This is a genomic window from Gammaproteobacteria bacterium (genome assembly GCA_028819075.1).
GTDB lineage: Bacteria > Gemmatimonadota > Gemmatimonadetes > Longimicrobiales > Gaopeijiaceae > BD2-11.
In genome coordinates this window covers 194,357-209,709 of record JAPPMM010000028.1, presented here as the reverse complement: position 1 = coordinate 209,709, position 15,353 = coordinate 194,357, and the positions used below count along the sequence as shown (strand labels likewise).

Genomic DNA, 15,353 nt, shown 5'->3' with positions numbered 1-15,353 from the left:
ATAGAGGGAGCACGACGATGACGACCAGCTTCATCACGGGCGCGCACATTCCCCGCCGCACCTTCGTTCGCGGGATGGGGGCCACGGTGGCGCTGCCCCTCCTGGACGCGATGATGCCGGCCGGACCCGGCCGCTGGGGACGCGCTGCGGCCGCGCTCGAGGACCGCACCCGCCTGGTGTGCATCGAGGAGGTGCACGGGGTGCCGGGATGCAGCGAGTGGGGCGCGAGCCAGCATCTGTTTGCACCCGAGACGATCGGGCGAAACTTCCGCATGACGGATGCGAACGTGCTCAAGCCGCTCGAACGCTTTCAGGACTACCTCACCATCATCAGCAACACCGACGTGCGCATGGCCGAAGCCTACGAGCCCAACGAGATCGGCGGCGACCACTTCCGGTCGACGGCGGTCTTCCTGACCCAGTGCCACCCCAAGCAGACGCAGGGTTCCGACATCTACGTCGGCGTCTCCCTCGACCAGTTGCAGGCGCGCCGGTTCGGGCAGGACACCGCGCTCCCGTCGCTGCAGCTCTGCATCGAGAACCTGGGGCAGGGCGGCGGCTGCTGGTACAACTACCACTGCGCGTACACGGACGCGATAAGCTGGGCGTCGCCGACCGAGCCGCTGCCCATGATCCGCGATCCGCGCGCCGCGTTCGATCTTCTTTTCGGCGCCGGCGGAAGCAACGAGGAGCGCGCGGTCCGAAGGCGCACCAACCAGAGCATCCTCGACTGGATCGTGGACGAGGTGGCGACGCTCCGGGCCCGGGTGGGCACCGAGGACCGGAACCGGCTGGACCGGTATCTGGACAACGTGCGCGAGGTGGAGCGCCGCATTCAGAAGGTGGAGGAGTTCAACTCGAGCGGCGAGCAGCGGGAACTGCCGGAGGCCCCGGCGGGCGTGCCCGACTCCTTCGCCGAGCACATGGAGCTGATGTTCGACCTGCAGGTGCTGGCCTTCCAGACCGACATGACGCGGGTCGTGTCCTTCAAGATGGGCCGCGACGCCTCGAACCGGATCCACCCGGAGAGCGGCACCACCACGCCGTTCCATCCGGCTTCCCACCACGGCAACAGCGAAGAGGCCATTCTGGACTTCAACCAGATCGCGCAGTACCGCATGAGCCCCCTGCCGTACTTCCTTGAGAAGCTGCAGGCGAGCATGGACGGAGACGCGAACCTGCTGGAGAAGTCGGTAATCGTGTGGGGTTCGCCGATGGCCGACGGCAACGTCCACAACCACCGCCGCTGCCCGCTCATCCTGCTGGGCCACGGCAACGGCCTGCTCGAGGGCAACGTCCACCTGAAGGCCCCCGACGGCACCCCCATGGCCAACGTCTTCCTCAGCCTGCTGCACCGGCTGGGGCACGAGGACATGGACAGCTTCGGCGACAGCACGGGCGAGTTCGCGCTGGGGTATCCCGGCGGCGCTCTGGCCGCGGCGCAGTCATCGAGCCGATAGGGGCGTGCTCGTGAACCCCATCGCCCCCTTGGCGATCATCGCCCTGCTGTTGGCCGGTCCGGCCGCGAGGGGTCCCGTAGCCGATGCGGCCATGCGCGGCGACCTGGAGGCCGTTCGCGCGCTGCTGGAGCAGGGGGCCGATGCCAACGAGGCCCAGGGCGACGGAATGACGGCGCTCCACTGGGCCGCGCGCCAGGGCGACATCGAGATGGCGCGGCTGCTCGTCACCGCGGGAGCCAACGTCGAGGCGGGAACCCGGATCGGGCGCTATACCCCCCTCCACTTGGCGAGCCGCGCCGGAGGCGCCGGGGTGGTGGAGGCGCTGCTCGCGGCGGGCGCCGACGTGCACGCCAGGACCACCAACAGCGGAGTGACCGCGCTCCATCTGGCCGCCGAGTCGGGGAGTTCGGAGGCGATACGGCTGCTGGCCGATGCCGGCGCCGACCTGGACGCCCGCGAACGGGAGTGGAAGCAGACCCCGCTCGTCTTCGCGGCCGCCCGGAACCGCGCGCAGGCCATCCGCACCCTTCTCGAGCTGGGAGCGGATGTTTCGCTGTCCGAGTCGGTGGTCGAGGATGTCGATCGGCGGGCGACCGTGGATGTCGCCGCGCAGCACAGGCTGTATGAGGTGCTGGCCCAGTTCCGCCCGGACTGGCTGGAGAACGATCCGCGCGCGGACCCCTGGGGACCGGTCGACGAGGGCGAACGCCCGACGCCCGGCCAGGTGGCGGTGGCCATCGAAGCCGCGCGCGAAGTGCAGCGCAGGGGCGATGTGCTCATCCTTGACGGCGAGGTGCAGGGCATCTCGCCGATATCGACCAATCCCCCTCCGGGCCAGCCGGCCCTGGTGGGCAGGTGGGGCGGGCTCACCCCGCTTCTGCACGCGGCACGCGCCGGACACATGGAGGCCGTGGACGCGCTTCTGGACGGGGGCGCCGACATCGACCAGACCAGCGGAGACGGAACCAGCCCGCTGCTGATCGCCATGCTGAACGGGCGCTTCGACCTGGGGCTCCATCTCCTCGAGCGCGGAGCCGATCCCAACGTCGCCAGCGACCCGGGCGCGACGCCCCTGTATGCCGTGATCAACGTGCAGTGGGCCGGCACCTCCTTCTATCCCCAGCCGCGCGCCCACGAGGCCCAGGCGGCCGACTACCTCCACGTGATGGAAGAGTTGCTGCTCGCGGGAGCGGATCCGAACGCGCGGCTCAGCAGAGACCTGTGGTGGGCCCACCAGCGTCTCGTCAGCGCGAACCTGGAGGGAACCACGCCCTTCTTCCGCGCCGCGCTCGGCGTCGACGTCTCCGCGATGAAGCTGCTGGTGGCCTACGGGGCGGACCCGGGCATCGCCAGCCGAAAGCCGGCGGGCGCGGAGATTGCTCCGGTGGCTGCGGACTACTCGGCTGCCGTGGACGAGAGCGGCATACCGCCGGTTCCCCCGGGAGGCGCCGCCATGTATCCCATCCACGCTGCGACGGGCGTGGGCTACGACCAGCGCGCCGCGAACGAACACCGGTACGTGCCGGGCGGATGGCTCCCGGCCGTCAGGTATCTCGTCGAAGAGCTGGGCGCCGACGTGAACGCGCGGGATCTGGACGCCCGCACGCCGCTCCACAACGCCGCTTCACGCGGTGACAACGAAGTCATCCTCTACCTGATCGAGCGCGGCGCCGACGTGCATGCGGTGACGCGAGTCGGCCAGACGACCGTCGACATGGCCAACAGTCCGAGCTACAATGTCCGCCCGTTTCCGGCGACGATCGCTCTGCTCGAGCGCCTGGGCGCCATCAACAACCAAAACTGCGCCATGTGTTAGTTCGGCGGCCGAGGGCTGTACGCCCGAGGCCCCACAGACCCAGCGAATCCAGGGCGGATTCCCGGGAGCAGGATCGGTGCCGTCCCCCAAGCAGGAGGTGGAAGCATGAAAATCCTTCGTAAGGTCTTCACCTTAACCGGCGCGCTCTGCGCCATGGCCATGATTGCCGCTCCGCTGTCCGCCCAGACCGGTACCGTCACCGGCTCGGTCCAGGAAGTGGGCACCGGGCTGCCGCTGGCAGGCGCGCAGGTGAGCATCGCCGCCGAGGGCGTGGGCAACGTCACCAACGCCAACGGCCGTTTCGTGCTGCTGGGCATTCCGGCCGGCAACCACGTTCTGGAGATCCGCTACATCGGTTACGGCACCGAGACCCAGGACATCACCGTGGTCGCGGACCAGACCGTGAACGTCGATGTCCAGATGGAGTCGGAGGCGATCGCCCTGGACGAGGTGATCGTGACCGGCACCGGAGTCGTCACCGAACGGCGGCGGCTGGGCCAGACCGTCGAGACGCTGGGTGCCGAAACCATCAATACCGCGCCCGTATCCAACATCACCGAGGCGCTCTCGGGCCGTGTCGCCGGGATGGTGCCCGGGATCGCACCCAACGTGGGGACCTCGAGCCAGATCCTCCTGCGCGGAGCGGTCAGCCTCACCCAGCGGAGCGCCCCGCTCATCTACGTCGACGGAGTTCGCATCGACTCCAACTACAGCAAGGTGGGCGGCGCCCGCCAGGCCACCTCGCTCGACCGGCTGAACCCTAACGACATCGAACGCATCGAGATCATCAAGGGCGCGGCGGCCGCGACCCTCTACGGCACCGAGGCCTCGAGCGGGGTGATCCAGATCATCACCAAGCGCGGGAGCGCCGGCGATCCGGTGTGGACCTTCGGGACCGGCTTCGACGGCACGAGGATTCCGGAAGCCCGCCTGAAGGGAGTCTGGGGCTACAACTTCGACACCAAGCAGTTGCAGACCCTCGGCAAGCCCGTCCTCGACTACCTCGGCGGCTGGGGCTCGGTCATGGACTTCAACGCGGACGTGCGGGGCGGGACCTCCACCGTGCAGTATTTCGCCTCCGGCCGTCTCCGCGACGAGGTCGGGCAGATGGGCCGCGAGTACCGCGACTTCCAAGGAACCATGGACGCCAACCTGCGCGCCAACCTCACGGTGCAGGCCACCGAGAGGCTCGGCATTCGCGTGGACATGAACACGGTCTTCAGCGACCGGCGCCAGCCCGGGCAGAACGGGCTCAACTGGGGGAGCGGATACCTCTGGGGCTTCTTCCTGGCGACGCCCAGGAATCCGGCGCCGCGCTTCCCCTACGGCGGACGCTACGGCGTCAACGCTTACGAGATCGCGTGGCCGCCGCCCCATGGGTACAACGGCCCGCTCTCTCCGAGCGAGCACTTCCTGCCGCTGGACAGCGACCCCATCGCCAGCGTGACGTCCAACCAGGACGAGCAGCGCGTGACGCTCAGCGGGGCCTTGACCTACGACTGGGGCAACGGCATTCGCTCAGAGCTGATCATGGGCCGCGACCGGATGACCGAGGAGTACATCGAGCACGTCAACAAGGGCCTCAACATCTATCACGAGCAGGGCGAGCGGCTGGTGCGCACCTCCGAGCGCACGGCTACGACGCTGGACTTCAAGACGTCCTGGAGCCGCGATTTCAGCGAGAACCTGACCTCCACCCTGCTGGTGGGGGGCCAGAGCTTCTGGGAGGAAGAGTGGTTCAGGACGCTCGGGGTTCGGGACTTTCCGCTGCGCCAGCTCGCGACCCTGCCGGCCGGATCGCAGCTCCTGCCGCCGAACGAGACCTTCCAGGAGGTCATCAACGCCGGCGTGTACGCCCAGGAGGAAGTCGGGCTGTGGAACCGTCTCTTCCTGAACGCCGGTCTGCGCGTGGACGGCAACTCGGCCTTCGGTGAGAACTTCGCCTTCCAGGTGTACCCCAAGGGCGGTGCGTCCTGGGTCGTGTCGGAGCATGACTTCTGGCCGTTCCAGAGCTGGGACCAGTTCCGGGTGCGGGCGGCGCTGGGGGCGGCGGGGCTGCAGCCCGGCGCGTTCGACGCCACCCAGACGTGGGTGCCCGGCATCGGCGTGGACAACCTCTCCATCGTGAGAACCGGCAACCCCGGAAACCCGGACCTGAAGCCCGAGCGCACCCTGGAGTGGGAATTCGGGACCGAGTTCGGCTTCCTCGATGGTCGGGTGGGGCTGGACGTGGTGTACTACAACGCGACCACCAGCGACGCGCTCCTGCCCGTGCCGTCCGCGGCCTCGACCGGATTCCTCCAGCCGGTGATTTCCAACGTCGGCAAGATCCGCAACCAGGGGTTCGAGTCTTCGCTGGACGTGACCTGGGTCCGGCGTCCCAGCCTGAGATGGTCGACCACCTTCCAGGTGGCGCTGAACGACTCCGAGATCCTCGACATGGGCGGCGTGCCCCCCTACCGGGTTCACATCCAGGGCGGCACCAGCGCCGGCCGGTACTATCCCACGATGAAGGAAGGGTTCACGCCCGGCGCGTGGATCGCTCCGGTGCCCGATCCCAGCAACCCCTACACCGTAGCGGTGCCCATCGAGCAGCTCACGAGGCTGAACCAGATCACGCCCAACAAGCTCAAGAATGCCGCGGGCGGCGATTCGCTGGAATACGTGGGGCGCCCCATCCCGCTCTGGACGGGAAGCTTCCTCACGTCGCTCGACCTCCCCGGGGGCTTGAGCGTCAACGCCACCTTCACCGGGGCGTACGACTATCACATGTTCTCGGAGGTGTCGGTCATTCAGGATGCCTTTACCCGGAATTCACCGCGCGTGGCCGAATTCGAGGCCATCCTGGACGATCCGAACACCTCGGTGGCGGAACGCCAGCGGGTCGCGGAGAACTTCGGCAACCAGCATCCCTCGATGATCTCCAGCTACCTCTTCAGGGCCGATTTCCTGCGCTTCGCCGACCTCTCCTTCAACTACAACGTCCCGGAGAGCTTCGTGACTTCGCTCGCGGGCATGAATTCCCTGGTGGTCAGGCTGTCGGCGACCAACCTGTTCCTCTGGAACAAGTGCCCCGTGGACGTCTGCATGTCTGATCCCCTGACCCCCTATCACGGAATTCCCGATGCCCGGGCCGGTGGACCCTATAACGCATTCGGCATGAACTCCGACTACGGTCAGCCGCCGAGCCCCAGACGCTACGGCATTCGCTTCCAGGCGACGTTCTAGGATGCGGGTGTGCGATGGGTATCGAATCGATCGCCAATGGCGATGAGCGGATTTCTGAAGCAAGGGAGATAGTCATGCGGATGCGCATATTGAGATTGGGAGCATTGTCATTCACCGTACTGATCGTAGCGGGATGTGGTGACCTGTTCAGCGTCGACAACCCGGGAAGCCTCACGCTTGCCGACCTGGAGGACCCGAACCTGGTTCCGGCGCTGGCCGCCACGCCCGAGGGCGTGGTCTGCGACGCATATGACGGCACGGTCGCGGCCAACGCCCTGCAGTCCGACGATGTAACGTTCATATCGAGCTTCACATTCACCGAACTCCACATGTGGGGTCACATGGAGGGGTTCAACACGACCCAGAACGCGGTCTGGAACTCTCTGTCGTCCGCCCGATGGATCGCAGAGGAGGCCATCAGGAGGTTGCAGGAGTCGAACCCGGCGGACACAACCATCGTGCGCGGCATCTTCTGGGAAGCCTTCGCGCGCATCACTCTGGCCGATCACTTCAAGGAGGTGCCCTTCAACGGCGAGGCGCCGCTGGCGCCCGATGTCGTGCTCGAGCAGACGCTTTCCGCGCTCGACCAGGTGGCGCAGACGAGCAACCCGGACCTGCGGGCGGCGGCCCTCGCCACCAAGGCCCGGGTCCACAGGTCGCTCTTCTTCGAGCGCGGCAGAGACATGTCCCAGGTGGCGGCCGCCATGCAGGCGGCCGAGGCGGCGCTCGCGGTCAAGCCCGACTTCTACTTCGCGTGCCGCTACCAGCAACCGGGCTCGCTGAACAGCCTCAACACGTACCACCAGTCGATCACGGGCGTGATCATCGATCCGCGCAACGTGGCGATCGAGGACCCGGTGACCGGCATGGTGGATCCACGCGTGGGGACGCGCGTCGGTCCGCCCGAGCTCCGTGCGCCGCCGCCCCATACGGGCGACGTGCACCGGTTCTTCAAGTATCAGGGGCTCGACGCGGATCTTCCCGTCAGCCGCTGGCAGGAGGCGCGGCTGATTCTGGCGGAGGGCCACCTGCTGGCAGGCAACTACCAGGAGGCGGTCAACCAGATCAACATGGTGCGCGCCAACTGGGATCTGCCGCCGTTCATGAGCATGGACATTGGCGAAGTCCACCAACAGATCATTTACGAGCGCAGACTCGAGTTCATGATCGAAGGGCGGCGGCTCCAGGACCACCGCTACTACGACATCAAGCCGTGGCAGTGGGACGAGGTGACGAAACAGCTGGGGACGAACCGGCGCTGGCCCGTCTCCTCCGAGGAGATCGCCGGCAACCCCCACTACCAGGGCGGTAGCTGATAACACCGCCGACCCCCGGCGCACCCGCGAGCGGCAGCAGCCGTTCAGGGTGCGCCGGGGGTCGCGTATCTAGGGGAAGCGCAGCCGTACGAAGGGTTCCTGGGGGCCGTCCGTCGGGGGCGTGGTGGGTGCGCCTTCGCTGCCCCGGACGATGTTGACGATCGCCCAGACGATCGCCGACCCCGCGACCGCGACGACGCCACCCACGAGAAACCCCGTGCGCGTGCGGTCGACCTCCCGCACGTCGATGCCGACGACGTTGCCGGGATCCACGACCAGGCGCTGGCGCAGGCCCGGGTCGATGCGCGCGCCTGTGGGCGCGAGCACGGTGGACACCAGCACTTCGGGCTCCCACTGGAGCAGTTCTCCGGTGACCTCGGCGGCACCCGCCCCCGTCATCTCCTCGAGCTGCGCGGCGCCCTCCTCGGAGAGGCGCAGGCGGACGTCGGTGCCGGGAGGGACCGTCCCCAGCTGGGCCGGCACCCATCGGGCGCAGCCGGATACCGTCAACAGAAGAGCCAGAATCAGACCGGCGCGTGTCATGTTGGCCTCCGGTCAGGGAATGCGAATGCGCACGAAAGGCTCGCTGGGCGCGTCAGGGGTGGGATTGGTTGCCGCCGTGCCGCCGCCGGCCAGCTGCGACACCACCCACACGATGGCCGAACCTGCCACCACGGCGACGCCTCCGACGAAGAGTCCGGTGCGTGTGCGGTCCAGTTCCCTGACATCCACCCCGAGGATGTCCTCCTGGTCCACCACGAAGCGCTGGCGCAGGCTGCTGCTGTTCGCACCGGCTCCGGCGGCCTGCAGCGCGGCCGAGACCATCACTTCGTTGTCCCACTGCAGCAGCTGTCCGGAGACGTCGGACCGGCGGGTCCCGGTCAATTCCTCCAACTGCGCGGCACCTTCATCCGATAGCCGCAGCCGAACGTCGGTGCCTAACGGAACGTCGCCGACCCGGGCCGGAACCCATCGGGCGCAGCCCGAGACCAGGATCACGAGCGCCATCAACACACTCGAACGTAGCATTCTCCGACTCCGGTCAGATCCATGACTGCATGATCGCGAGCTGCCCGCCGCGCGCGGCCGGCAACCCGCCCAAGTTATTCCGGTGCCGGAATTCAGGGCAACCGCGTCTCGCGCATGCGCCGCTGCGACGACGATTCATGCCAGACCCGTGCCACCGGCAGGAGATCGTCCATGGGTGACACTCAGTACACGTCCAGATCCGCCGCCGACGCCACGCGCCCGGTGTACCCCGCCTCGCGCACCTCGCGGATGAGGTCGTCGTCGGTGGCGGAGCGGTAGAGCTGGTGGTAGAGCACCAGCAGCCCGGGACGGGCCTCCATCGCCAGCGCGGCCACCTCGGCGGTCGAGGTGTGCGCCGCCGCGTGGTAGATCTGGTTCCGGTGCCGGTCGTAGAAGTCCCGCGAGTACACCTCGTGGACGAGTACGTCGCAGCCGTTGCAGGCCTCGACGAGAGACGGGCTCGGACGGGCGTCCCCCGAGATGACGATGGTGCGGTCCGGGGTGACGAAGCGGTATCCGAAGGAGACGGGCCAACTGGTGTGCTGGACGGGAATGGCGTCCACGCGCACGGTCCCGTCGTCGTAGACCGTTCCCGCCTCGATCTCCCGCGTCAGGGCGCGGTAGTTGTGGGCAGTGCGGCCCTCGAGGCCGAAGAGGCGCATGTGGACGTCCTCGACCCATGCCTCCTCGATGTTCGTGGTCATGCGCAGCGTACCGGGTGGTCCGTAGACTTCGACGGGCATGTTTCGGCCGTTCTGCCAGGGGGTGAACATCAGGTCCGGGAGCCCGACCGTGTGATCGCTGTGCAGGTGCGTGATGAAGACCCGCTTGAGGTTCGATGGCGCCAGGGCGGCGATGCCGTTCCGGGCCGCCGCGGCCGCCCGCCGCACGACCCCCGCCCCCGCGTCCACCAGGTAGGACTCCTCCCCGACCACCACCGCAACCGAAGGCCCGAACCGATCCGGGTCGGCGATGGGCGTTCCGGTTCCGAGAATCACAAGCCGGGTCGCGGGTTCCTGGGCGCGAACGGCGGTTGAACCCGGGAGGATGGCGGCCGCGGGCAGAGACGCCAGCAACGGCGCGGCCAGGAGGGCCCGGAGGGGCGCGGGTATGCGCAGATAACGGTTCATGGTGGGTCGCCCGCCTGCGTGGAAGGGTTGGACGGGATGGTGCCCGTCGCCGCTCGGACCGGGCTCGCGGGCCGGGTGCCGGCAGCGCGCGCCGACCATGACGGTAGCCGGTGACGCGTCCCGGCAACAGCAGCGACGGCTCCGGGTCCGTTCCCGGGGGCGAGCGCAGAATCGACGCGGCGCCTCCCACTGGCGCCCCGCCGTCCACAGCCTCGATCTTTCGGCATGCCCGAACTTCCGGAAGTCTGCCTGTACGTGAACGCGCTCGACGCCCGCATCACCGGGCAGCCGATCGAGCGCGTCCGACTGCGCTCGCCGTCGCTGCTCAAGACCTTCGATCCCCCGGTCTCGGAGCTCGTGGGCAAACACGTGCGCTCCATCGGGCGCATCGGCAAGCGCATCGCGCTGCACCTGGACGACGACCTGCACGCCGTCATCCACCTCATGATCGCGGGGCGCTTCCAGTGGCGGGATGCCGGCGCGCCCCTGCCCGGGAAGCGCGCGGCGGGGGCCCTGGACTTCCCCAACGGCACCCTGATTCTGACCGAGGCCAGCACGAAGAAGAGGATGTCGATGTGGGTGGTGCGCGGGGACGAGGCCCTGCTGCGGCTCGACCCCGGGGGCGTCGAACCCCTGGAGGTCGACTTCCCCGGGTTTCAGGCGGCGCTCGTGCGCGAGAACCGGACCCTCAAGCGGGCGCTCACCGATCCCAGGATCCTGAGCGGCATCGGCAACGCGCACTCCGACGAGATTCTGCTCGCGGCGGGCCTCTCGCCGGTGCGCCTTACGCGCCGGCTGTCGACCGGGGAACTCCGCCGCCTGTACGAGGCCACCCGGACCTCTCTGCGCGCATGGACCGAGCGTCTGCAGGCCGAGGCGGGCGGGAGCTTCCCGAAAAAGGTCACCGCGTTCCATCCTGCGATGGCCGCCCACGGGAAGTTCGGCAAGCCCTGTCCCCGGTGCGGCACCCCGATTCAGCGCATCGTCTACGCCAGCCGCGAGACGAACTATTGCCCGGAATGTCAGACGGGGGGCAGGCTCTTGGCCGACCGGGCGCTGTCCAGGCTCCTGCGTCGGGACTGGCCGCGCACGCTGGAGGAGCTCGAGGCGATACGGACGCCGGACACCGCATGAGGAGGGGCGCAGGGATGTCGGAACGGGACATCGCGGGGTGTTAGAGCGCATTCATTTCCCGGACGTCGATGGGCGGGCGGATGAATTCCCGTTCAATATCCCGGCCCTGCAGGGCCTCGAGGCCCTGGACGTCGCGACTTCCGTAACGCTCCTGGTGGGAGAGAACGGCTCGGGCAAGTCGACCGTGCTCGAGGCTCTCGCGGCGGCGACCGGGCTGCCCACCGTCGGGAGCAGGAGTGTGGACCGGGACCCCACGCTGGCGCCGCAGCGCCGCCTGGCGAAGATGCTCAGGCTCGCGTGGAGCAAGCGCACGCACCGCGGCTTCTTTTTGCGCGCCGAAGACTTCTTCGGTTTCGCGCGCCACATGGCCCGGCTGAGGATCGAGTTTCAGCGGGAGCTCGCCGAGGTCGACGAGCGATTCCGCGAGCACTCCCCGCTGGCGCGGACACTCGCGCGCGGTCCCGCCGCGGGCTCCATTGCGGCCATCGAGCGCAAGTATGGGGCGGACCTGGACGCCAACTCCCATGGCGAAGGCTTTCTGAAGCTCTTTCGCGAGCGCTTCGTCCCCGGAGGGCTCTATCTGCTGGACGAACCCGAGGCCGCGCTCTCTCCCCAGAGCCAGCTCGGCTTCATGGCCATGATGCGCGACATGATCGACCAGGATTCGCAGTTTCTGATCGCCACCCATTCGCCCATCCTGATGGCCGTTCCCGGGGCCAGGATCTACGACTTCGACGGGCGGCCCGTTCGCGAAGTGACGTTCGAGGAGATCGAGGCCGTGAACCTGACCCGCGATTTCCTCAATGCTCCAGAACGCTTCCTGCGCCATCTCTGGAGCTGATCGCGCCGACCCGCGCGCCTCCCGCATGCTTCGGTGTCCCGAAGGTGCGGCTTGATATTTAGGCACGCCTAACTTATTCATTAGGCAAGCCTACAAATCGTCAACGGCCGCCTCCCGCTTGCCGGTCTCCCGGCTGGGTTACCCGGATATGATCGATCCCGGATTCGCGCTTCTCGTCTTCGCCGTGGCGGTGGTGTTTGCCGCTGTCCTGCTGTGGCCGCGCAGGGGGCTTCTGGCGCGGGTCATGGGCGCCGCCCGCATGACGGAGCGGGTGCGAATCGAAGACGCGCTCAAGCACCTCTTCAACTGCGAGTACCTGGCCCTTCCTTCCACGCTCGAGAGCCTCGCGGGAGGACTCGGGATGCGCCGCGGCCGCGCAGGGCGCCTGGTCGCCCGCCTGTGCGAACTGGGGCTCGCGGAAGCGCGCGGCACGGCCGTCTCGCTGACGGGGGCGGGCCGGTCCTACGCCCTCCGGGTGGTGCGAACCCACCGGCTGTGGGAGCGCTACCTGGCAGACCGCACGGGCGTGGCGGAGGCCGACTGGCACGCGCAGGCGGAGGTGCGGGAGCACCGCATGTCGGAGGCGGAAACGGATGCCCTGGCGGCGCGCCTGGGTCATCCCCGCTTCGACCCTCACGGCGATCCCATTCCGACCGCCCGGGGCGAAGTGCCGCCGCGCACAGGGGTCGCCCTGACACAGCTGCGCGCGGGAGCGGGCGCCCGCATCGTCCATCTGGAGGACGAGCCGCGCGAGATCTACCTGGGATTGCTGGTGGAGGGGCTCTCCCCGGGCATGGAGATCCGGGTCGTGGATGTCTCGCCGACGGGGGTCAGGTTTCTCCTTTGGGGCAGGGAGCACCTTCTCGATCCGGTAGCTGCGGCGAGCGTAACCGTGGAGCCGGCGGAGGACATGGTGGTGCCGTCCGAACCGCCCAGGACGCTCGCCGGGCTGGCGCTGGGCGAGACCGGCGTCGTGGACCGCATTGCGCCCGCCTGCCAGGGTCCTGCGCGGCGCCGTCTGCTGGACCTGGGCGTCGTTCCCGGCACGCCCGTGCGCGCGACCTTGCGCGGGGCGGGCGGCGACCCCACCGCCTACCAGATCCGGGGCGCGACCATCGCGCTCAGGAGGGAGCAGGCGTCCCGAGTGGAGCTCGCGCCCGGGGCTGAAGAGGCGGCCCGGGGCCACAAGGCGGGATCCCCATGATCGCCCGCGCGCGCCGCCGGAGGGGGTGTGGAACGGACCACGAGCCCCGCCTGGTGAAGCTGGGCATCCATCCCGGCCGGTGGGACTACCTGGTCGCCCTGGCCGGCAACCCCAATACCGGCAAGAGCACCGTGTTCAACGCGCTCACCGGGCTCCGCCAGCACACCGGCAACTGGCCGGGAAAGACGGTCGTGCGTTCGGAGGGCGCCTTCCTGCACGACGAACACCGGGTGAAGGTGGTCGACCTCCCGGGGACCTACTCCCTGCAGGCCGGCAGCACCGACGAAGAAGTGGCGCGGGACTTCATCCTGTTCGGCCGCCCCGACGTGACCGTGGTCGTGGTGGACGCGACCCGCCTCGAACGCAACCTCAACCTGGCCCTCCAGATCCTCGAGATCACTTCCCGGGTGGTGGTGTGCCTGAACCTGGTCGACGAGGCGCGCCGGCACGGCATCGCGGTGGACGAGAAGAAGCTGGCGCGCGAACTGGGCGTGCCCGTGGTCGCCACGGTGGCGCGGCGGGGGGAGGGCATCGACGAGCTGATGCGCGCGGTGCACGACATGGCGACCGGCGATCCGGCCGCGTCGCCCTTGCGGGCCGCCACCCATACACCCGAGGTGGAGCAGGCGGTCTCCGCTCTCGCGCCCACCATCGAGACGGCCTTCCCCGGACTCCCCAACGCCCGCTGGGTGGCGCTCCGCCTGCTCAACGCGGACGAGCGCGTGCAGGAGGCGCTGCGTACCGGCGACATCGGCGGCACGGGCACGAAAGGGGCCGCGCGCGAGGAGGTCCTGGAGCTGGCGTCCCAGTTGCGCTGGGAGCTCCCGACGGACTTCCACGACTCCCTGGTGACCGCCTTCTACCGGGAATCGGAACGCATTGCCCGGGCCGCGGAAGTCCGGGGGCTGCGCCGCATGGGCCTCGACCTGGACCGCACACTCGACCGCGCCCTCACCAGCCGCTGGACCGGATTCCCGGTCATGCTGCTCATCCTCACGGTGGTGTTCTGGCTCACCATCGCAGGGGCCAACGTCCCCTCCTCGCTGCTCGCCACCCTGCTCGTCGACCAGGTCCACCCCTGGCTGGCCGGAGCGGGCTCCGCGCTCTCCATGCCCTGGTGGCTGTCGGGGTTCCTCTTCGACGGAGTGTACCTTGCCACCGCATGGGTGGTGAGCGTCATGCTCCCGCCCATGGCGATCTTCTTTCCGCTCTTCACGCTGCTGGAGGACTTCGGCTACCTGCCGCGCGTGGCCTTCAACCTCGACGGGCTCTTCCGCCGGGTGGGCGCCCACGGCAAGCAGGCGCTCACCATGAGCATGGGTTTCGGCTGCAACGCAGCGGGCGTGGTGGCCGCGCGCATCATCGACAGCCCGCGCGAGCGCCTCCTCGCCATCGTCACCAACAACTTCTCGCTCTGCAACGGCCGCTGGCCCACGCAGATCCTGATCGCGACCATCTTCATCGGCGCCGTCGCGCCCGCGCACCTGGCCGGCCTGGTCTCGGCGACGGCCGTTGTCGGAGTCGCCGTGCTGGGCATCCTCTTCATGTTCGCAACCTCCTGGCTGCTCTCGAAGACCCTGCTGCGCGGCGAAGCCTCCACCTTCAGCCTGGAGCTTCCTCCCTACCGGCCCCCGCGCATCCTGCAGACGCTCTACACCTCGCTCATCGACCGGACCCTGATCGTGCTCTGGCGCGCGGTCGTATTCGCCATGCCCGCCGGGGCGGTGATCTGGCTCACGTCCAACATCGTCGTGGGCGACGCGAGCCTGGCCGAACACTTCGTCACCTGGTCGAATCCGCTGGGGGTGCTGCTGGGGCTCAACGGGGTGATCCTGCTGGCCTACCTGGTGGCGATTCCCGCCAACGAGATCGTCATCCCGACGATCCTGATGCTCACCGTGATGACCGCGGGCATCGCCGGCGCCGGAGAGGGCGCGGGGGTCATGTTCGAGCTGAGTTCGGCGACGGACGTGGGAACCCTGCTGGCGGCAGGCGGATGGACGCTGCTCACCGGCGTCTGTCTCATGCTCTTCAGCCTGCTGCACAATCCCTGCTCCACCACCCTGTACACCATCTACAAGGAGACCGGGAGCGTGAAGTGGACCACGGTCTCGGCCCTGGCCCCGCTGGGGATCGGCTTCGTGGTGTGCTTCCTGGTGGCCCAGGCCTGGAGGCTGGTGGCGGGCGCCTGACCG

At 68.6% G+C, this 15,353-nt stretch carries 11 protein-coding genes; 8 read left to right on the top strand and 3 right to left on the bottom strand.

Going from position 1 to position 15,353, the window contains the following annotated elements:
* The first annotated feature begins 17 nt into the window (after positions 1-17).
* The 4 genes from OXU32_07035 (at position 18) to OXU32_07020 (ending at position 7,820) form a co-directional block, all read left to right on the top strand.
* Positions 18-1,460: a DUF1552 domain-containing protein gene (locus OXU32_07035; GenBank protein ID MDE0073721.1), complete on the top strand. Its 1,443-nt coding sequence runs from the start codon at positions 18-20 to the stop codon at positions 1,458-1,460.
* Between the two features lie 4 nt (positions 1,461-1,464).
* Positions 1,465-3,276, top strand: a complete 1,812-nt coding sequence (locus OXU32_07030) for an ankyrin repeat domain-containing protein (protein MDE0073720.1) — start codon at positions 1,465-1,467, stop codon at positions 3,274-3,276.
* A 105-nt stretch (positions 3,277-3,381) separates the two neighbouring features.
* Positions 3,382-6,504 carry a TonB-dependent receptor gene (locus tag OXU32_07025; GenBank protein ID MDE0073719.1) on the top strand — a complete coding sequence of 1,041 codons (3,123 nt, stop codon included), beginning with the start codon at positions 3,382-3,384 and terminating at the stop codon, positions 6,502-6,504.
* A gap of 104 nt (positions 6,505-6,608) precedes the next feature.
* Complete coding sequence (locus tag OXU32_07020) at positions 6,609-7,820, top strand: RagB/SusD family nutrient uptake outer membrane protein (GenBank protein ID MDE0073718.1); 1,212 nt, start codon at positions 6,609-6,611, stop codon at positions 7,818-7,820.
* A 69-nt stretch (positions 7,821-7,889) separates the two neighbouring features.
* Here the strand turns inward: OXU32_07020 and OXU32_07015 are convergent, their stop codons facing one another.
* From OXU32_07015 to OXU32_07005, 3 genes are all read right to left on the bottom strand, one after another.
* A complete protein-coding gene (locus OXU32_07015; GenBank protein ID MDE0073717.1) occupies positions 7,890-8,363 on the bottom strand; it encodes a hypothetical protein in 474 nt (157 codons plus the stop codon).
* Between the two features lie 12 nt (positions 8,364-8,375).
* On the bottom strand, positions 8,376-8,849 hold the full coding sequence (locus OXU32_07010; GenBank protein MDE0073716.1) for a hypothetical protein: 474 nt from the start codon (positions 8,847-8,849) through the stop codon (positions 8,376-8,378).
* Positions 8,850-9,031: 182 nt separating this feature from the next.
* Entirely contained in the window at positions 9,032-9,979 is a 948-nt protein-coding gene (locus OXU32_07005; protein MDE0073715.1) for an MBL fold metallo-hydrolase, read from the bottom strand.
* A gap of 225 nt (positions 9,980-10,204) precedes the next feature.
* On the opposite strand from OXU32_07005, the gene OXU32_07000 reads away from it, so the two are divergent.
* The 4 genes from OXU32_07000 (at position 10,205) to feoB (ending at position 15,350) form a co-directional block, all read left to right on the top strand.
* Positions 10,205-11,113: a formamidopyrimidine-DNA glycosylase gene (locus OXU32_07000; GenBank protein MDE0073714.1), complete on the top strand. Its 909-nt coding sequence runs from the start codon at positions 10,205-10,207 to the stop codon at positions 11,111-11,113.
* 37 nt (positions 11,114-11,150) lie between these two features.
* Positions 11,151-11,954 carry an AAA family ATPase gene (locus tag OXU32_06995; protein MDE0073713.1) on the top strand — a complete coding sequence of 268 codons (804 nt, stop codon included), beginning with the start codon at positions 11,151-11,153 and terminating at the stop codon, positions 11,952-11,954.
* 148 nt (positions 11,955-12,102) lie between these two features.
* A complete protein-coding gene (locus OXU32_06990) occupies positions 12,103-13,158 on the top strand; it encodes a FeoA domain-containing protein (GenBank protein MDE0073712.1) in 1,056 nt (351 codons plus the stop codon).
* Positions 13,155-15,350: a ferrous iron transport protein B gene (gene feoB / locus OXU32_06985; GenBank protein MDE0073711.1), complete on the top strand. Its 2,196-nt coding sequence runs from the start codon at positions 13,155-13,157 to the stop codon at positions 15,348-15,350. The genes OXU32_06990 and feoB overlap by 4 nt, the downstream gene beginning before the upstream one ends.
* Positions 15,351-15,353: the final 3 nt, after the last annotated feature.